12 protein-coding genes and 1 tRNA gene are annotated in these 17,848 nt (G+C 40.4%); 5 read left to right on the top strand and 8 right to left on the bottom strand.

Features of this window, described 5'->3' with window-relative positions; translation table 11 throughout:
• Nucleotides 1-8 precede the first annotated feature (8 nt).
• The 4 genes from NOS7107_RS13875 to NOS7107_RS13890 all read right to left on the bottom strand — a co-directional run bounded on the left by NOS7107_RS13875 (nt 9) and on the right by NOS7107_RS13890 (nt 6,820).
• Nucleotides 9-1,574, bottom strand: coding sequence for a serine/threonine-protein kinase (locus NOS7107_RS13875; protein WP_015113605.1), 1,566 nt, complete (start codon nt 1,572-1,574; stop codon nt 9-11).
• Between the two features lie 376 nt (nt 1,575-1,950).
• Nucleotides 1,951-2,400: a hypothetical protein gene (locus NOS7107_RS13880; protein ID WP_015113606.1), complete on the bottom strand. Its 450-nt coding sequence runs from the start codon at nt 2,398-2,400 to the stop codon at nt 1,951-1,953.
• Nucleotides 2,401-2,489: 89 nt separating this feature from the next.
• Nucleotides 2,490-3,647, bottom strand: a complete 1,158-nt coding sequence (locus tag NOS7107_RS13885; protein WP_015113607.1) for an anhydro-N-acetylmuramic acid kinase — start codon at nt 3,645-3,647, stop codon at nt 2,490-2,492.
• Nucleotides 3,648-4,099: 452 nt separating this feature from the next.
• A complete protein-coding gene (locus tag NOS7107_RS13890; RefSeq protein WP_015113608.1) occupies nt 4,100-6,820 on the bottom strand; it encodes a DUF3536 domain-containing protein in 2,721 nt (906 codons plus the stop codon).
• A 695-nt stretch (nt 6,821-7,515) separates the two neighbouring features.
• On the opposite strand from NOS7107_RS13890, the gene cax reads away from it, so the two are divergent.
• Nucleotides 7,516-8,607, top strand: coding sequence for a calcium/proton exchanger (cax, locus tag NOS7107_RS13900; protein ID WP_015113609.1), 1,092 nt, complete (start codon nt 7,516-7,518; stop codon nt 8,605-8,607).
• A 423-nt stretch (nt 8,608-9,030) separates the two neighbouring features.
• Nucleotides 9,031-9,633 carry a peptidoglycan-binding protein gene (locus NOS7107_RS13905; protein WP_044499968.1) on the top strand — a complete coding sequence of 201 codons (603 nt, stop codon included), beginning with the start codon at nt 9,031-9,033 and terminating at the stop codon, nt 9,631-9,633.
• 68 nt (nt 9,634-9,701) lie between these two features.
• Here the strand turns inward: NOS7107_RS13905 and NOS7107_RS13910 are convergent, their stop codons facing one another.
• Entirely contained in the window at nt 9,702-12,122 is a 2,421-nt protein-coding gene (locus NOS7107_RS13910; protein ID WP_044500799.1) for a sucrose synthase, read from the bottom strand.
• Nucleotides 12,123-13,169: 1,047 nt separating this feature from the next.
• Nucleotides 13,170-13,242: transfer RNA gene (locus NOS7107_RS13915), tRNA-His, on the bottom strand.
• A 129-nt stretch (nt 13,243-13,371) separates the two neighbouring features.
• Between NOS7107_RS13915 and NOS7107_RS13920 the strand changes: the two genes are divergently transcribed.
• From NOS7107_RS13920 to cobA, 3 genes are read left to right on the top strand one after another with little or no spacing between them, the layout of a single operon-like run.
• A complete protein-coding gene (locus NOS7107_RS13920) occupies nt 13,372-13,752 on the top strand; it encodes a DUF4359 domain-containing protein (protein WP_044499969.1) in 381 nt (126 codons plus the stop codon).
• A 59-nt stretch (nt 13,753-13,811) separates the two neighbouring features.
• On the top strand, nt 13,812-14,534 hold the full coding sequence (locus NOS7107_RS13925) for a sirohydrochlorin chelatase (RefSeq protein ID WP_015113613.1): 723 nt from the start codon (nt 13,812-13,814) through the stop codon (nt 14,532-14,534).
• A complete protein-coding gene (gene cobA, locus NOS7107_RS13930; protein ID WP_015113614.1) occupies nt 14,531-15,310 on the top strand; it encodes a uroporphyrinogen-III C-methyltransferase in 780 nt (259 codons plus the stop codon). The genes NOS7107_RS13925 and cobA overlap by 4 nt, the downstream gene beginning before the upstream one ends.
• A 123-nt stretch (nt 15,311-15,433) precedes the next feature.
• Here cobA and NOS7107_RS13935 read toward each other — a convergent pair whose 3' ends face one another.
• Both NOS7107_RS13935 and NOS7107_RS13940 read right to left on the bottom strand, forming a co-directional pair.
• Nucleotides 15,434-17,164, bottom strand: a complete 1,731-nt coding sequence (locus tag NOS7107_RS13935) for a diflavin flavoprotein (protein ID WP_015113615.1) — start codon at nt 17,162-17,164, stop codon at nt 15,434-15,436.
• Nucleotides 17,165-17,327: 163 nt separating this feature from the next.
• Complete coding sequence (locus tag NOS7107_RS13940; RefSeq protein WP_015113616.1) at nt 17,328-17,819, bottom strand: phosphate-starvation-inducible PsiE family protein; 492 nt, start codon at nt 17,817-17,819, stop codon at nt 17,328-17,330.
• Nucleotides 17,820-17,848: the final 29 nt, after the last annotated feature.

Genomic DNA, 17,848 nt, shown 5'->3' on the forward strand with positions numbered 1-17,848 from the left:
TCTACATCCTAGCTCGAAAGATCGAGGGGAATGTCTGTAGCCATTGCTTCTAATTTAGATAAGATTTGGGGTTTAATTCTTTCGTATTCATTTTTTAGTACATTTTTACTAAGCTGCGGATCAACTGATGAAGCTGAGATTTGACTTTCTTTTGCCCACTGTTCTAGGTTTTGGCGTTGAGCCGCAGCAATACTGCAAAGTAGGATATGAGAACAGCGACTTGGAGCTTCCCGCGCAAAGAATAACAATCGATAGTAACCAGTGTTTGCTAGTAATCTAGCTATTTCTTGTCCAAAAGTAGTCTTGAGATCAAGATAGTAAGGCAACCACTTCACACCGTGTTTACGATTGTAGATAACAGTAATCCATAGTGCCATTGGGTGAGGGGCGGGCAGAAATAGAAATTGATTATAACGATCGCAGGCAAACCTTTTGATAATTTCCTGTTGTGGTAGCATTACCCAAAGAGTAGGCACAACTTCGTTATTAACACGAATCTTATGGGGAAAAACAATATCGGCAATTGGCTTATTGTCTGGCCAAGAAACAGAGCGCAGAATTTCATCATTGGAAGGTAACACCTGTACATCAGCTTTTGTTTTTGGCTGAACCTCTACGGGCATTGTTAAGCTACGACTAGCTACAGGTTTGGGTGCTGGGTTATTTGGCTGAACGATGGGTGAGCGATAATTTTGTTCGATTGATTCTAAGACCTTCAAGATATCACTCACCGTTTGAGGGCGATCGCTTGGTGCTTTAGCCAGACAACTCATAACTAAATTTTGTAACTCTTGGGGAATTTGTAACCCAGGATGAACCTCAGTAAAAGAGCGTGGTTCAACAGAGTGATGGGTTTTATACCATGCACCAAAAGAATGAGTGGGTGCTACTAACGGCATCTTGCCTGTCAGCATTTCAAACATCATCACACCTAAACTGTAAATATCTGAGCGATTGTCTAATTCCTTCCCTTCCATCTGTTCGGGAGATGAATAAGCCAAAGTTCCCAAATAAAATTTTGTCTGGTCTTTATTTCCTTGGAGTAACTTAGCAATCCCAAAATCGAGAATCTTGACTAATTCCCCAAAGCTAGAGTCTTGAATTACCAGCATATTGCTGGGTTTAATGTCACGATGAATAATTGGGTAAATAGTGCCATCAACCGGGATACCATCGTGGGCGCATTGTAAGCCCAAGCTGATTTGTCGCACCATACTCAAGAATCTGGGTAATGCTAAATGGTGCTGACGAATAATCTGACTCAGGCTGTGTCCTTGAAGATATTCCATCACGTAAAACGGCGTATTATTTTCATCTACGCCATAATCCATAACTCTGACAATATGAATGCTTTTTTGCCCTAACAAAGCACAGGTTTTCGCTTCTCTCTCAAAGCGTTCTTGTAACCGCATTTTTTCATTTAGAATCGACAGAGCGAGGAACTTGACAGCAACAGGTACACCTCCCAACAAAATATCTTTAGCACGATACACTCGACCCATTGCTCCAGTACCAATTAATTCCTGAAGCTGATAGCGTTTGCCGAGTAAGCGTCCAATGTTGGGGTCTGACATAAAACATTCGACTCCAAAAGCAGATTGATGGTAAGTGTGTAGAAAAATAAGTACGTTTAAAAACTGGCATTTTTGATTTGTCTAGAATTTGTTTCTAAACTCATCATTAAAGTTCAGAAGCAGTATTGAGTTCTCTGGCCGAGAACTTCTAGTATTGACCTGCGGTTTATAAGCAAGTAGTTTTTACAACTGCTGGAAGATGCCAATTCAAATCCACGGAATGGTAGATTCATTCTGAAGTTGGCTAACATTCCGCACTATGATGTTGATTTATTTTTAGTCTGCCCAAATTTAACTAAATAATTATCTATAGTTTCTATTGATTTGCGATCGCTCGTCCTGGCTTTAATCCCTAGTTTTAACTCAGCACTCAGAACTATTTCAGCGGTTGACGTTCTAAGCTGGCTTCCATCGTACTAGTGAGAGAATGACCTGACATAACCCCACAACTTAAATAGTAAGTATCATTAGAGAGACGATAGGCTGTTTCAAAGCCACTGCGACGTTGGCGATCGCTTAGTACCCAATAGCGCTGGACAATTGTATCTAGCCCAATCCAGCCTTCGCCTTCAATTTGCCCGAAAAGGTTATGCTGAAGCAAAAAAGTATACTGGCGCTCGCCTTCGTGCAAACGCCCTTTGTATAGTAAAGAGATTTCCGAGCGATCGCTGCCAGGAAAAATCAGCTTTGTTGCCATTGTGAACCAGTTATCTCGATTCCAAGCAACCAAGGTCATACCCTTTACGCTGATTGGCATTCCATTGCGTTCTAGCCAATTGCCTTGTAATGTCCAGCGTCCTGGTTCCATTAAAAAAGTGTGACCCACCTTTTAAGTTCCTTGTCTTGATCGAGTACCCTTACGAATCAAAGATATATTTGAAACCTGAAAATGTCAGGTGCTTAAGTCAGCAAAACTTATTTTTTAGCTGGGTGAATGTCTCCTAGTAGTACTTCATAAGGTGCGCCTGTTGCAGATGGTAGGTTTCCGGGGATACCTAGCTGTCGCCAGTAGGCTAAAACCGCAAATGCGATCGCTTCTTTAAAATCTGCACTCAAGCCGACTTCATGGGTAGTTAAGACGGGGATTGTTTTGAGTAATGACTGTAATCTTTGTTTTAAATATAAATTGCGACTACCGCCACCACATAAAAATACGCGTTGTGGCATTTGCGGCAAAAAAGTTTGGTAACTGTGAACAATCGAAGCAGCAGTTAGTTCTGTTAGGGTTGCTAAAAAGTCAGCTGGGCTAAGTTGGTATGGCCCGGCATCTTTTAAACATTGATTTAAGTAATCTACACCAAATAATTCACGTCCTGTCGATTTGGGTGGTGGTAGATGAAAATAATCTTGCTGCAACCATTGTTCAATCAAAGGTTGACAAGGACTACCAGTAGCAGCCCATTTACCATCTTCATCGTAGGTTTTTGCACCATTGGTTAAATGCTCTACTGCCAAATCTAACAAGCTATTGCCTGGGCCAGTATCCCAACCACGCATTTTTTCTAACCAGTTGTCGCGGCGCGGTGGGATATAAGCTACATTACCGATACCGCCGAGATTTTGAATGCAGCGTCCTTCTTCTGGGTGACTGAGTAAATAAGCATCAACTCTGGGTACAAGTGGTGCGCCATGACCACCAATAGCAATATCAGCCACCCGAAAATTACTGATAGTGGTGATTCCGGTGATACTCGCAATCAAATCACCGCGTCCAAGTTGCAGGGTATAGCCTAAACAGGAGTTATTCTCCCCTGCCTGTATGGGTGGTCGATGGTAGACTGTTTGCCCGTGGGAACCAATTAAAGTTGCTGGCTGATGACCTGTTTGAATATTTTCCGCAGCTTGAGCAAAGCTGGAGGCGATCGCATCATCTAATTCGGCAAATTCTGCCATTGAGATGGCTCTGCCTGCACAAACAGCTAAAATCCTTTCTCTGAGTTCGGCAGGATAAGGATATGTTTGCCCTGCTAACAACTCAACTTTGAGATCTAAATCTGTACCAGAAATATCTACTAAAGCAGCGTCAATGCCATCTACAGATGTACCACTAATTAAACCGATAATACGAGTCATAAATATTTGTCAATAGTTGTATTGGTCAATAATCATCAATGACAAGCTACACAAAAATTTTCGCAAATCCAACAGCATCGTCACATAGCAGTTAGGGTAGGGAACAGGAAACAAAGAATGTATAAAGTAATTTGTGAAAATCGAGAGGCTCAGATCCCCGACTTATGAAAGAAACCGGGGATCTTTGAGTTGACAAACGATTTAGGAATGTCATATCAGTCTAATGATACATAGTAAATCTATCCTAAGTCTGTTAATTGAAGTTACTACTCAGTACATAATTGCTAATGTTCCACTTTTGTTTGTGCAGCGATCGCTCCCCTAAATTTAGGCTAATAGGAGCGATCATTTCTCAACTTCAGATAAAGTACTGAATTTTTCTCTAAAAATAGCACAGATAGTAAAATCCCCGACTTCTCAAAGAAGTCGGGGATTTGAGTTCTAGGAATGAATTAATCTAAACGACTCAAAATAGCATTGACATCAACTCCTAACTTTTGACCTAATTTCAATAATTGCCGACACTGACTAGTATCTTCTTTTTTAATCAGGCTGGTTATACAAGCAGGTGCTATCTGACTGTGCAGACAACTAAAGTAGAGTTCTTGAGAACGATATAGAGAAATACCCAAGTTGAGTTGATGTCCAACATCAATCAATCTTTCTAACAATTGGATATCTGTGGTAAAACTACCGTTGGCATCGTGTAATAATTGCCAGAGCGATCGCAAAATCAATTGCTGTAATATTTGCTTACCTTCAGGAATATTTAAGCGACAACGCAGATGTTTAGCTTCTGTGGCGATCGCGTTTAGTTCTACAATGTGATTCCAACAAGATTGCGGTTCAGCGATATCTTGTTCTAGCGATCGCAATGTGGTCATACAGCGATATCCTAAAGCAATCTCCGCTGCTACTTGCAATTCTTGGGGTACTTCTAGTTCATCCCGATGGAATGCCATGAGTACACCGTAATTTTCTCGGTATGTTTGAGTATACAGTTGGTCTAATCGGTTCAATGTTTCTTGATTGATTAACCGCATAATTCGATGACGTTCTTCGGCAAAGAGATTCTGTAAGCTGAAGGTTTCATTGCCAAATAACTGTGTCATCACCAAAATGGTGTGGGCTGCGCTGGCTTGTTGGAATGCGGTAAACAATTTTTCTTTAAATTGGCTGTAATCACGTCGCCCAGTAAATTGTTGAATACAGCAGTGAAAATCCCAACCGCCTAAATGCAACACAGCAAATACTAAATGTTCGCTTTCCCAGGTAATTTCGGAAACTAACTTTAAATGTCCGACAACCAAAGTTAGCGCCCCCATACTTTGCCGTTGGTAGTCTAACTCATTGCTGGTGTAGCAATAAACTCGCTTCTGGCAAGGATGATGTAGTTTACTCGCGGTATCTCGTCCGGGAAAATTGCAAGTTTCGGCTGGTCTATGATTATTAAACAGTGAAGTAATCGCATAGTGGGCAGCAACTTGCTTGAAGCTAACTTGAGCCGTTAGTACCAACTGACGATAAATTTCGCCCCCGTGCTTGAAAAAGTCTACATTGCTGGGTGCTAAACCCAGGCGTTTGACAAAGCCTTTTTCTAATTGCACACCAGCCACATCTCCCGCCAGTTCTAACGCACGGGAAGCGTAACGGAGAATCTGAGTTCCTTCTGGGCGAGATAGTTCTTCAAAAAACCAACCGCAACTGGTGAACATTAACAAAGCATGACGCTGCATTTCCAATAACCGCAAAGCATCTACTTGTTCGGCGGCGGTGAGTTTGTGCGTTTGATGACGAGACAAGAAGCGGCTGACATTGGCGCTTGTGCGATCGCGGAGGACTTTGATATATTCATCTCTAGCTAACCAAGGATCTTTGAAAAATAGCTGTCCATATTCTTCATATACTTCAACTAACTGATCCCGCAGCCAATTTAAGGCATTGCGTAAAGGCCGCCGCCATTTTTGATGCCAAACACCCCCTTCACCACCACAACCACAGTCATCTTGCCATCTATCTACACCGTGGGCGCAACTCCAAGCAGTGATGGGCTTGAGTTCTACTTCCCAGGTGGGAAGATTTAAGCTGAGGTAATGGGCAAAGTTGGTGACTGTCCAATCGTGACGAGGAAATTCTTGTGTAAAGGCGTAAGCTAAGGTTTTTTCTGTGCCTTTTTTATGATGTCCAAAAGTTTCTCCATCGGTGGCGACAGAAATCAATTGGGCTTGACGATGATCCCCTCGTACAGCTGAACCAATGCGTCCAGCCAAGTAATTGGAACTATAAGTAACATCTGTAAAACCCATATCCCGTGATATTGGGCCATCGTAGAAAAAGATATCGATATAGGGTAGCCCTTCTACAGATACGTCAATACTTTCTGTGGAAGAGACACTACTCAGTGGTGAAGCTGCAATCTTTAAAGTTGGCTTCAAATAGCAACGATAGGGACGGGTGGGATCAATCTGACTACCGCCAACTTCGTACCATTCTGGTTGGGGATCATTTGGAGTTGCTAAAGGACGGCAACGCTGTGCTTGCGATGGTGCCAAGATAATGAAACGAATACCTTCAGCAATTAAAGCTTCTATGGTTGCGTAGTCTACACCTGTTTCTGCTAACCAAATACCTTCGGGATCGCGGCCAAAGCGGGATTTAAAGTCTTCTTTGCCCCAGCGAATTTGTGTGTATTTATCGCGTTCGTTAGCCAGAGGCATGATGATGTGATTATATACTTGCGCGATCGCATTGCCATGACCTTGCAAGCGATCGGCGCTTTTGGCATCTGCTTCTAATATTCGTTGATAAACCTCCACATCGTAGCGTTCTAGCCACGACATCAAGGTAGGGCCAATGTTAAAGCTGAGATACTCGTAATTATTCACGATCCCCACGACTTCGCCCTGATCGTTCAAAATTCGGGCAAAGGCATTAGGACGATAGCATTCATAGTGAATTCGCTCATTCCAATCATGGAAAGGTGCAGCACTTGGTTGACGCTCAATTGCGTCTAGATAAGGGTTTTCGCGCGGTGGTTGATAAAAATGACCATGCACCGTGACATACACACCAGTAGATGTTCTCAGGGGATCATTCTGGTGAGTATTTTGGGCAGTGGGATAATGAGTAAACGTAGCGCCAGTGCTTCCTGGCAATTCAGCAGCAGAAGTCATGTATATTTATCCAAAACAAAAACTTTTAGTAACGCTCAAAGCGCTGTGTGCTAACCTGATCTAAACAGGGTTGCTGACAAAATCCGGTATAGACTAAAACTATGTGTCTAGGATACAGTCTAATTCCTGAGAAAGCAGTCTGACTAGAGTGGGAAATCTGCGTTATCTGATGGTTGTTTCTCAAGTTTCACTAAATTCTCAGCCATCTAACAACACCTTTATTCAGGTTTTTATTTTGGCAGTTCCAATGCCACAAAAAATTTTATCTTCTTCTAATCTATTAAACTCGATTTCTTGTGTAGTTTGCTACTGCCAAACTGATATTTTTACTAAAAAAGATTGCAAAAAATCTGTAAAACGCAACTTTAATTTACATAATCTCACAAAACTAATTTTCATTAACAGGGCTGAGTTTAGTAAATTCTCTCAATGGGTTAACTGATGGTTGAGAGTATCCTATTGGAGTGCGGAATTATGAGTACTGCGGAGGATGAGAAAGATAAGCCAGATCGGGAAGAATAATTCAGGATTTGGGGAAGGGTGTAAGGGAATAGATATTCAAAACCCTTACTTCCCTACACCCAGTCTCAACAAAAAATCTTTGTGTGTAAGTCCTACGGGAGTTCCTTAACTTTCTCATCTTCCCCATGCTTGATTCAGCATTTTTCTAGGATACCTTTTACTGAAGTAACCAAATGTCAGTTAAAAACATTGTTTTTTTCGTGCTGCTGCTGTTTATTCCAATTTCCTTGGCGGCTCATTTTCTTGAATGGGGAGATTTAATTGTATTTGTCGCCGCTGGTTTAGCTATTTTGCCTTTAGCGGCTTGGATGGGGACAGCCACTGAAGAAATTGCGGTGGTAGTAGGCCCAACCCTGGGAGGATTATTAAACGCCACCTTTGGTAATGCGACAGAGTTGATCATTGCTTTAATCGCTTTGAATGCTGGACTGGTAAATGTAGTTAAAGCCAGCATCACAGGCTCGATTGTCAGTAACTTATTGCTGGTGATGGGTCTTTCGATGTTTTTGGGAGGACTACGCCACAAAGAACAAACATTTCAGCCCATTGTGGCGCGGGTAAATGCAGCTTCGATGAATTTGGCTGTGATTGCAATTTTGCTACCAACGGCCATGAACTATACTTCCCAAGGCATTAACGAACAAACCTTACAACATCTTTCTCTGGCTGTAGCAGTGGTGTTAATTTTAGTCTACGCCTTGACGCTGCTGTTTTCGATGAAAACCCACGCCTATCTATATGATGTGGGTGTTTCTGAGGCGGAAGATAAGGAAGATTCCCACGAAAAACCAAATATTTGGTTGTGGAGTGGGGTGTTGTTGGTATGTACCTTGCTAGTTGCACTTGAATCAGAAATGCTGGTGGATTCTTTAGAGGTAGCTACATCTCAGCTTGGTTTAACAGCATTGTTCACAGGGGTAATTTTAGTTCCGATTGTGGGTAATGCCGCAGAACACGCCACTGCTGTAACCGTAGCGATGAAAGATAAAATGGATCTTTCTGTATCTGTGGCGGTAGGTTCCAGTATGCAGATTGCCTTATTTGTAGCCCCGGTGTTAGTAATAGCCGGATGGTTTTTGGGTAAACCAATGGATTTAGATTTTAATCCTTTTGAATTGGTAGCTGTGGCTGTGTCGGTATTAATTGCTAACAGTATTAGTTCTGATGGTAAATCTAATTGGTTGGAAGGCATTTTGCTGTTAGCGGCATATACAGTTTTAGGTTTTGCTTTTTACTTCCATCCTGTTATCTCTAGCATTGGCTAATGATAATTATTCAGATAGCGATTGCTTGTTACTTTTATACAGCGATCGCTTCTGTTTATCGGTAGAGTTAATTTGGTATTTTGTTTGCTATGTAACCATATTTTTGTATCTTCATCAAGTCTAAAAAATAAAGTATTTTTCTTATTCAAATCTTATTAACCCTTAGAGATACCGCTTAAGATAGAACAATTTTTTTATTATCTAGAGTTTATTATTTTCAAGGAAAGCAGAGACATAAAAAAAAGAAAAAAAGTAGACGGGTCATAATCGATTGTGTAAGGCATGATTGATCATCGCCTGGCGATCGCGTCTATTTCACTTCGCCAAAAATTCTTATATTTTTTTATTTTTAGGACACACCATTCCGGAACCACAAAAATTTTTCTGTCAAAGGAAATATGGGTGTTAATAACATCAAAAACAATGAGTGATATTGTCCTGCTGATGACGGGTATGTTAATTGCAAAACAACCATCTCCGTCTCATTTAAACCAGCAGCCTGTAATTCAGCTAGACAATGGCGTGCAGACAACACCACAGGGGCAGTCATCTCAATTTGATCCAGATCCAAACATCACGCCATCTGAATTCACGCAGCTTAAAGAAAAGCCTCAAGCTACTCTCGTAGCTTTTAATTCTGAGCCTGAAAAAATTCTAGTCAAAAAAACAGAGAAAAAACCTACTAAAGATTTATATAGCTTATCTGAATTTAAGAATTTTCAACCTGTAAATGTCAAGTTTTCACGTTCACAACGCCTGATAGCTCAACGGCTTAATGATGAAGAAATTCTGTTAGCCAGGGCTTCAAGATTTTCTGGACGAACTGTCCCTAATCTACGTTTTGGTAATTCTGGTTTAGCTGTCAGAGTTCTGCAAAAGCTACTCATAGCTAACGGCTATGCGATGCGCGTTGATGGGGTTTATGGGGCGGTGACAGAAAGTGCGGTGAAAGCTTTTCAAAGCCGCCGTAATTTAACCACAGATGGGATAGTTGGGCCAAGAACTTGGTTATTTCTCACAAGATAAAAAGAAAAGGTAAAAGTTAAAATAAGAGAAGCTTTCGCCTTTTACCTTTTAACTTTTGCCTTAAATAATTATCGATATTTATGCTGTTCTAAAAGTTGCTGCGCTCTAGGTTTATAGATTAAATAAAATAAACTTTCTAGATAGCGTAATAAATCTTCGCGGTTTTCTTTAGATATAAAGTTCCAGAAACCGTAAATCCTAGCTAAAGATAACAGCTTGGTAGTATGAATTTTCCAAGTGTATGTAGTGTAAACTCTGTCAATTGCTTTCTGAGAAATTGCTTCCCAATACTCAGGATTTTGCTCACACTTAGTCACAAAATATAATATTTTTGTGGCTGTTTCTGTTAAATTCGTGGGGTTAATGTAAAATCCATTAACTTTATCTTGAATAATTTCTAAAGGCCCTCCAAATTGAGTGGCGAAATTAGGTAATCCAGAAATCATGGATTCTAAAATTGTTAAACCAAAGGCTTCAAATAAAGCTGGTTGGACAAAAATACCTTTACGGTCAGCAATCACGCGATAGATTTCACCAGAATCACTTTTTGACAGGCGCACACCTAACCAACGAATTTTGCCATGTAAATTGTATTCATCAATAATGTGATAAAGTTTAATAATTTCATCACGTTCTTCGTTGTCATCTGATTCTTCGGTGCGTAACTTACCTGCAACTAAAATTAAGTTACAATGCTCTTGCAAATCTTTACTTTGACCAAAACATTCGGCTAAACCAGTCAAGTTTTTAATGCGGTCGAGACGCGCCATTGAAAATATCGGTCGCTTGTTGGGGTCATCGAGTTGACCAAAAATTTGACTAGAATCTTCTAGGGTAAATAACATTTCGTCCAAGCGCAAGCGATCGCTTTCTACCCGTTCTTGAACTCGTGTGTAGGGAAAGTAATAATTCTCGTTCACCCCAGGCGGAACAACATTAAATTTAGGGCTAAATAATTCAATGCCATTCACTACATGATACAACTCAGGCATAGTGAAGCATTTATAAGATTCATATTGTCCTACACTATCAGGTGTACCGACAATTTCTTGATAAGTACTGCTGACGACAAAGTTAGCCGCATTCATGGCGATCAAATCAGCAGTAAATTGTAATGAAAAATGATATTTCTCATCTAAATCTTGCCAATAAAGATTACTAAATAAGTATTTAGATTTTTCTAAAGCATGGGCGATATTACACTGGGTAACTTTCATCCGTCGCGCCAAGAGAAAGGCGACTAGGTTTCCATCAGTATAGTTACCTACAATTAAGTCGGGTTTACCTTGAAATTCGGCTAACAGTTCTCTTTCTGAGTCAATGGCGAAGGTTTCTAAATAAGGCCAAAACTCAAATCGAGAAATCCAGTTTTGCGTCATGTTGGGATTAAAGTCTCGCAATGGTACACGCAAAATCCACGCATTGTCTGTACTGTGGACTTTTTCTAGCCTTTGGTTACACAGCGTACCATCGCTATGAGGAATCAAGCGAGAAAGAATAATTACTTTTGGTTTAACGTTAAGTCCATCTAAACCAGCAAGTAAGACATCTTCTTGTAGTTGCTTTTCTAAATTTCTGGCTTGGTCGAGAACGTAAACAACTTGACCACCTGTATCGGGTCTTCCTAATACTCCCTCTTGGCCAAACCAACCGTGTGCGGAAACCAAGACAATTCTAAAAATCATCGGGACACGGGAAATAAAGGCTTCTAAGGTTTGAGGGTCGGGTGAGTCAATTAATTCATCTAAAATATTGAGGGTTTCTTGTACCCGTTGTGCGGTGTTTCCCCAACCTGGTTCAAAACCCATTGTTTGCAATTGAAAGCGAAATTCATCGTAGAGTTCATCACTAGGCCGTTCGGTGACAAATGCGATCGCTTTTTTAACTTGTTGCGATAGTTGCTGCTGTGATTGAATCCGATTGTTAATTAGTAGTTGAATACCGTTATATTGATGCAGGCGCAAAAAACTAAATAAGCTTTCTAGCCATTGTTTGGGGTCTTGAAAGAGTTTGCTAGAAAGATAACGGTTGAGATATTGTACGCCTTTACCGATATTTTTGGGGTCGCGGATGACTGGTGTGTAATCGTAAAAAGGGCCGAAGTCTAATTCTAGCAAGTCGCCTTCGTTGGGATGATATTTGTTGACTAGGCGATCGCGCAAATCTAGCAGTTCTTGTACTGTCATTGCTTCTACACTCAAGTCTGCTGTTAGCCGATAAACTTCTTGACTAGCAATCTGAGGACGGATAATAAAACAGAAATTGGAGTCTTCTTGAATGATTTCTTGAGTGTAGTAGAGGAGTTTCCCTAAGAGAGAAAAAGTGTATAACTCTTCGGGCTTCTCGTTTTTAGCACAGTATTCACTATACACATACAATATGTCATTCCGCAGCAAGTAATTTTTGTCTTGTTGGCGTAGTTGACTAAGAAAGGCTCGTAAATCATTTTTTTCTTCACTCTCTAGGACTGCTTGAATTAATTCAGACATATTCACCTCAAAATCAATAGGTACAAACACAAATAAACACAGATAAATTATTTCTATCTGTGTTTCCAAGTTTACGGGCTTCATTCGTGTTCTTCTTTACTTAAAGTAGCGATAACTCAGTATTATTCCCTCTAACTAAAGGTGGACAATTTTCCTAACTTGAGGATGATTCAGTTTCTCTAATGCTTTCATTACCTGAATTATCAAAGATGGCATTTTTTATCTACAGGACTTACGCACAGGCTACGGAAAATCGAACCACAGAGACGCAGAGGTCACGGAGAAATGAGAGTTTGAGAGGTGTTTTGCGTAAGTCCTAATCTAAAGGCTATCTCAGGATGGATACTGATAATTTCCATCTTGGTTAATGTCTCGAAAAAAGCTAGTTTAAAATTATTTTTTTATTTGGCAATAAAAAATTATACTTATCTTTAGTCAGGCTACTAGTCATAGCCTATACATTTTTTGACAATTAACTATAGTAGCAATCTATTCAAGTTTAACTTTTTTCAATTGATTCAATTCTTCCGATAACATCAGTAATAAAAGTTAATATTTTTGGTTTAAAACTGACAATAAATTTGAACTTAAATCAAATAAAATCAACTTTTGAGATTAGTTAAATTAATTCCAATTCGTTGTAGCTATAATTGCACCACATAATGATTCAATTAGGGACGGTGTATATGCAAGACCATTCGCATAAATTACCAACTACCGACCACAGCATAGGCAATATCTTGATTATTTCATTCATGGTATTCTGTGGCGTGACTTTTATCTTTCTTTTAGGAATTTTCTAATAGTGATTTTTGCAAATAAAAAATTTATTGGGAAGCAAAAAAACCAATTTGCTTCCCTTTTTAATCTTCTATTTCCAACTTAAGCAAGATTGGATAAGCTGTTGTGCGTTTAATTTTTCTGCTTGAGGCTGTTATTTGCCTTTTATGAAAATTAAAGTTTTGACAAAGTTTTTACCGAAATTACCAAAACCACATTTGGCTATTCCGGTTTACACCGTTGATATTAGTAACTTATAGTAATCAGGGCGAACGATGGGAATTGAACCCACGAATGGTGGTACCACAAACCACTGCCTTAACCACTTGGCTACGCTCGCCATTTACCCATCGATTAATTAATATAGCACCTATCTCGTTATCGAGCAAGCATTTTTTAAGAGGAACGGACTTTGCTAATGTTTAGTCCTAGGACTCTAATAACTAATCAGATATGACGGTAAGACAATATGAAGCTTTGGACTATTATGGCATTGGCGATCGCTACCAGCATAGTTGTAGTGGGCGTAGCAATGTCTAAAACCAATCCCACTTCCGATGAATATGAAGAGTATGCGGTACATCGACTCACGCAATATTTAAAAAGTGATGTGTGTAAAAAAACATCTAAGCTAATTGAAAGTTTACTGAATTCTAGTTGTGACAAACTGGTCGATTCCACTAATCCACAAATGCGTGAGTTGTTAGTTAAGACAACGGAACGGCAAAACTTTTTCTTGTTTAGTGTGTATCGCACAGATTTAACCCTTGGTGTTTGGCTACCTGGGTATAAATTTGAAACAGTGGGAGCTTTTCATAATTTTTATACCTACAGCGCCGAAGAGCAATAATCTTCACTAACTCCTCCATCTAAGATTAAGCTTAGTTAGCAAGAGTTACACCTTTACCAATGTCATCTGCATATCTGCTGGTATCTCATGGAAGCCGTGACCCACGTCCAGAAATTGCTTTGCAGCAATTGACAGAGTTGATAGATAAAAAACAGCAAGGTTACGCATCAGGCAAAAAACTAGTCGGCTTGGCTTACTTGGAAACACGACCAGAACCTCTGCACGTCCAAATAAAAGAGTTTGCTGATAGTGCTGTTGTGGCTGGATGCGATAGTCTGAAAATTATGCCGCTATTTCTGTTACCGGGAGTCCATGTTATGCAAGAAATCCCTGAAGAAATAGCACTAGCACAACAAACTATAGAAGAAGATATCAGCCTGGAATTGCTACCATATTTAGGTAGTAATCCTGGTGTGACACAGCTGTTATCCCAACAAATGGCTAATATCTCAACTGAGGTATGGATTTTAATCGCTCATGGTAGTCGCCGTTCAGGATTTCAACAACCTGTAGAAACCATAGCAGCAAATATAGGTGCGATAGCTGCTTACTGGTCTGTACCTCCTAGTTTAGAAACACAGGTAGAACAGATGGTAGCTGCTGGTAAAGAAAAAATTGCGATTTTGCCATATTTTTTATTCGCAGGTGGCATAACCGATGCGATCGCTCAACAAACAGAAACGCTAAAATTAAAATCCCCGGCTGTGACTTTCCAATTAGCTCAACCTTTGGGAGCAAGTGCAGAGTTAGCTGATATGATTTGGGATTTGATGAACGAATGAACTGCACAGAAACAAAAGAGCAGAAAAATTTGGGAAAGGTTTATTTAGTAGGCGCAGGGCCGGGAGACCCCGGACTGATGACTCTCAAAGGCAAAGGTTTATTAGAATGTGCCGATGTCGTGATTTATGATGCGTTGGTGAGTCCGGCAATTTTAGCGATGATTAATCCCCAAGCGGAACAAATCAACGCTGGTAAGCGGATGGGGAGACATTCGCTATTACAAGACGAAACCACGCAATTATTAATTGATAAAGCTCAATATCATGCCATAGTTGTGCGACTCAAAGGCGGCGACCCATTTATTTTTGGTCGCGGTGGCGAAGAAATGGCAGATTTAGTCAAAGTTGGCATTCCTGTAGAAGTTGTGCCGGGTATTACATCGGGAATTGCCGCCCCAGCCTATGCAGGGATACCTTTAACTCATAGACTGCATAGTTCATCAGTAACTTTTGTTACTGGACATGAGTCTGCGGGTAAGTATAGACCAAAAGTCAATTGGCAAGCGATCGCCCACGGTTCCGAAACAATTGTAATTTATATGGGTGTTCACAATCTGTCTCATATTATTGAAGAGTTAGCGACGGCGGGTTTGAGTTTAGAAACACCGATTGCTTTAGTGCGTTGGGGTACAAGACCCGATCAAGAAGAATTAATTGGTCAGTTAGGCACAATTGTAGAGCAAGTTGAACAAACAAAATTTGATGCCCCGGCGATCGCGATTATTGGTTCTGTAGTGAATATGCACGATATTTTGTCTGGGTGTCGTCCAGTGTGAATCAATGAGACCTCTGGAAAAGGGTAACTCAACTCCCCTCTCTGCGTCGGAGAGTGGGGGAGAGGTTATTTCATGATTACTAAATTGGTGTTTTCGGAAAGGCCATAACTTGAGGTCACAAGATTAATAAAAACTACCTGATTTCCGATGTTCAATAGCAGTCATACCATCATAAGTTAATATTTCTCCTTTATCGACAATCGCATAAATCAACCATCTGTCGCCAGATTCCAGTTGATTCTGCACTGTGCATTCTAAATAAGCTAATGCGTCATCAAGAATTAGACAACCATTAGCCGCAGTTTGTGTGGAAAGATTGGCAAATGGGTTATCTCCCAAAGTGCTATGACGGGAAAAATAGCGGCGGACATTTCTGCCTTCTTTGAGAATATTCAGCACAAATTTATCACCAGGATGACGCATAAAATCAGCGTTTTGCTCTTGAGAAATCGCAATCATAATTCCCGGTGGATTAAAAGTTGCCTGTGATACCCAAGAAGTTAAAATGCCTTTGTGGCTATTTTGGTCGCAAGTTGTCACAACACACAAGGAACCAACAATTCGCCCGACAGATTGTTCTGTACGGTCTACTTGGGCTTCTGTCACTACTTGACGAGGGACACGTATTTTCTTATTTTTTTTCAAAGTTTGGGCAAAGGTAGCACCCGCAGTTGTACACTGTTCCAGAATCTCCGCAGTTGGACTAAAGCGTACCCGGATTGTTTCAAATCCTAAACGATAATTGGCATCTGTGAGTTTGCTTTCTAATAAATCAATGGCTTCGCCACTCCAACCGTAAGAACCAAAGACACCGGCTAATTTAGTTTTGGTAGCTGTTGACAGGACTATTCCCAAAGCTGTTTGCACCTGTGTGGGTGCGTGACCGCCTAAAGTGGGTGAACCAATAATAAATCCATCGCAGGCTTCGATGAGGCGAGTAATTTCTGCTGTGTCTGCGAGTTCGCAGTTAATTGACTCTACATTAATCCCATTTTGAATTAGTCCTTGAGCGATCGCATTCGCTAAAATGGCCGTATTCCCGTAAGCTGAAGCATACAACAAAGCCACGCTAAATTCTGGCGATTTTTGCCCTTGACACCATTGGCGATAATCGTAAGTAAAACGACTCAAGCTATAACGCACAATTGGGCCATGCGCCGGAGCATAATATCTCGCACTTAAGCCTGTCAATTTATCTAAGGCTACTTCGACTTGTTTGGCTTGGGGTGCATGAAGACACTCAAAATAATAACGGCGTTCTGCATCTAATTTTTTCCAGTCTTCGTCAAAAAGGGTGTCTTCGCAGATATGAGCGCCAAAAAATTTATCTGTGTAAAGAATCTTAGCCCCAGAATCATAGGTGCAGAGTCCATCAGCCCACCGGGGAGTGGGTACAGTGACGAATGACAACAGATGGCCTTGTCCTAAATCTAAAGTATCTTCGGAACGTACCGCTTGAATGTGCGCTTCCCATTCAGGAAAGGTGGCTTTTAAAGCATTAGCCGCGGGACGAGAACAAATTATAGTTGCTTGCGGTGCATGAGACAGCAATACTTTGAGTGTGGCGCGGCGGTTGGGGTTGACATGATTGAGAATAATGTAATCTAGAGTTGCCAAATCTAGATGTTGTCCGAGTTCCTGAATGTAGATGTCAGTAAAAGATTCACCAGGTGGGTCAATTAAAGCTTTTTTATCAGCTTGAATTAAATAAGAATTCGCTGTGGTTCCTTTTTGGCGGGAATATTCCACCTCAAATTTTAGCCTTTCCCAAGTCCGCGATCGCAAAATTATCGTATCTTGTCCAATTTCTGCAACCTGAACATCTCTAGGACGACTGGGTGTGATAGTAGTCATGGATATATTAACCTCTAAAAAAGTTTGAAGTATGAAATATGAAGTATGAAAATTTTTGGGGCTTTATGATAGAGGCTTGATTTTTCCAAGTTACTCATCGGTCAAGCCATGAATTTTTATCAAGCTGGATATACTAATCTATCCATTTCATACTTCGTATTTACTAATGATTTATGCGATGGCTTTTGTAGCGTTGGGATACTTGTTGTTCTGGATCAATACCTTCAAATGTAGGCGGTAGCCAAACTCGTAAAACTAAGAGAATTCCTAGGACTAATAAGAAAGCACAAGTTGCTAAAACTTGCGTCCAATTAGTTTCCAGTACACCTTTAACAATCACTTCGCGCAATGCGGAAACAATGGAAACTTCGACAGCTACCCCAATAGATATGCGTTGTTCTTGTAAGTAAATAATCAGCAACCGGAACAACTCAACTAAAATTAATAGAAAAAGAATATCGGCGGTAACAACTTGAAAGTTCAGAGGAGGTAACAGCGAGAGAAACATATCTCTCACCTGAATCACCATGAAACTAAATAAGCCAATACATAAAGAAATGACAATCACATCTTGAATCATTTCCAAGCTACGAACAATACGAACTCTATTGAGTTCATAGGCGTTAATCTGGCTCTCATCAACAGGCTTATACATGGTTTTTTATCAAGAAAAATGGATTATTA

This window comes from Nostoc sp. PCC 7107 (assembly GCF_000316625.1).
GTDB lineage: Bacteria > Cyanobacteriota > Cyanobacteriia > Cyanobacteriales > Nostocaceae > Nostoc_B.

Bases quoted from the DNA above. Each gene is read 5' to 3' on its own strand.
- NOS7107_RS13875 (WP_015113605.1), bottom strand. From the start codon at position 1,574: ATGTCAGACCCCAACATTGGACGCTTACTCGGCAAACGCTATCAGCTT.
- NOS7107_RS13885 (WP_015113607.1), bottom strand. From the start codon at position 3,647: ATGACTCGTATTATCGGTTTAATTAGTGGTACATCTGTAGATGGCATT.
- NOS7107_RS13890 (WP_015113608.1), bottom strand. From the start codon at position 6,820: ATGACTTCTGCTGCTGAATTGCCAGGAAGCACTGGCGCTACGTTTACT.
- cax (WP_015113609.1), top strand. From the start codon at position 7,516: ATGTCAGTTAAAAACATTGTTTTTTTCGTGCTGCTGCTGTTTATTCCA.
- NOS7107_RS13905 (WP_044499968.1), top strand. From the start codon at position 9,031: ATGAGTGATATTGTCCTGCTGATGACGGGTATGTTAATTGCAAAACAA.
- NOS7107_RS13910 (WP_044500799.1), bottom strand. From the start codon at position 12,122: ATGTCTGAATTAATTCAAGCAGTCCTAGAGAGTGAAGAAAAAAATGAT.
- NOS7107_RS13920 (WP_044499969.1), top strand. From the start codon at position 13,372: ATGAAGCTTTGGACTATTATGGCATTGGCGATCGCTACCAGCATAGTT.
- NOS7107_RS13925 (WP_015113613.1), top strand. From the start codon at position 13,812: ATGTCATCTGCATATCTGCTGGTATCTCATGGAAGCCGTGACCCACGT.
- cobA (WP_015113614.1), top strand. From the start codon at position 14,531: ATGAACTGCACAGAAACAAAAGAGCAGAAAAATTTGGGAAAGGTTTAT.
- NOS7107_RS13935 (WP_015113615.1), bottom strand. From the start codon at position 17,164: ATGACTACTATCACACCCAGTCGTCCTAGAGATGTTCAGGTTGCAGAA.
- NOS7107_RS13940 (WP_015113616.1), bottom strand. From the start codon at position 17,819: ATGTATAAGCCTGTTGATGAGAGCCAGATTAACGCCTATGAACTCAAT.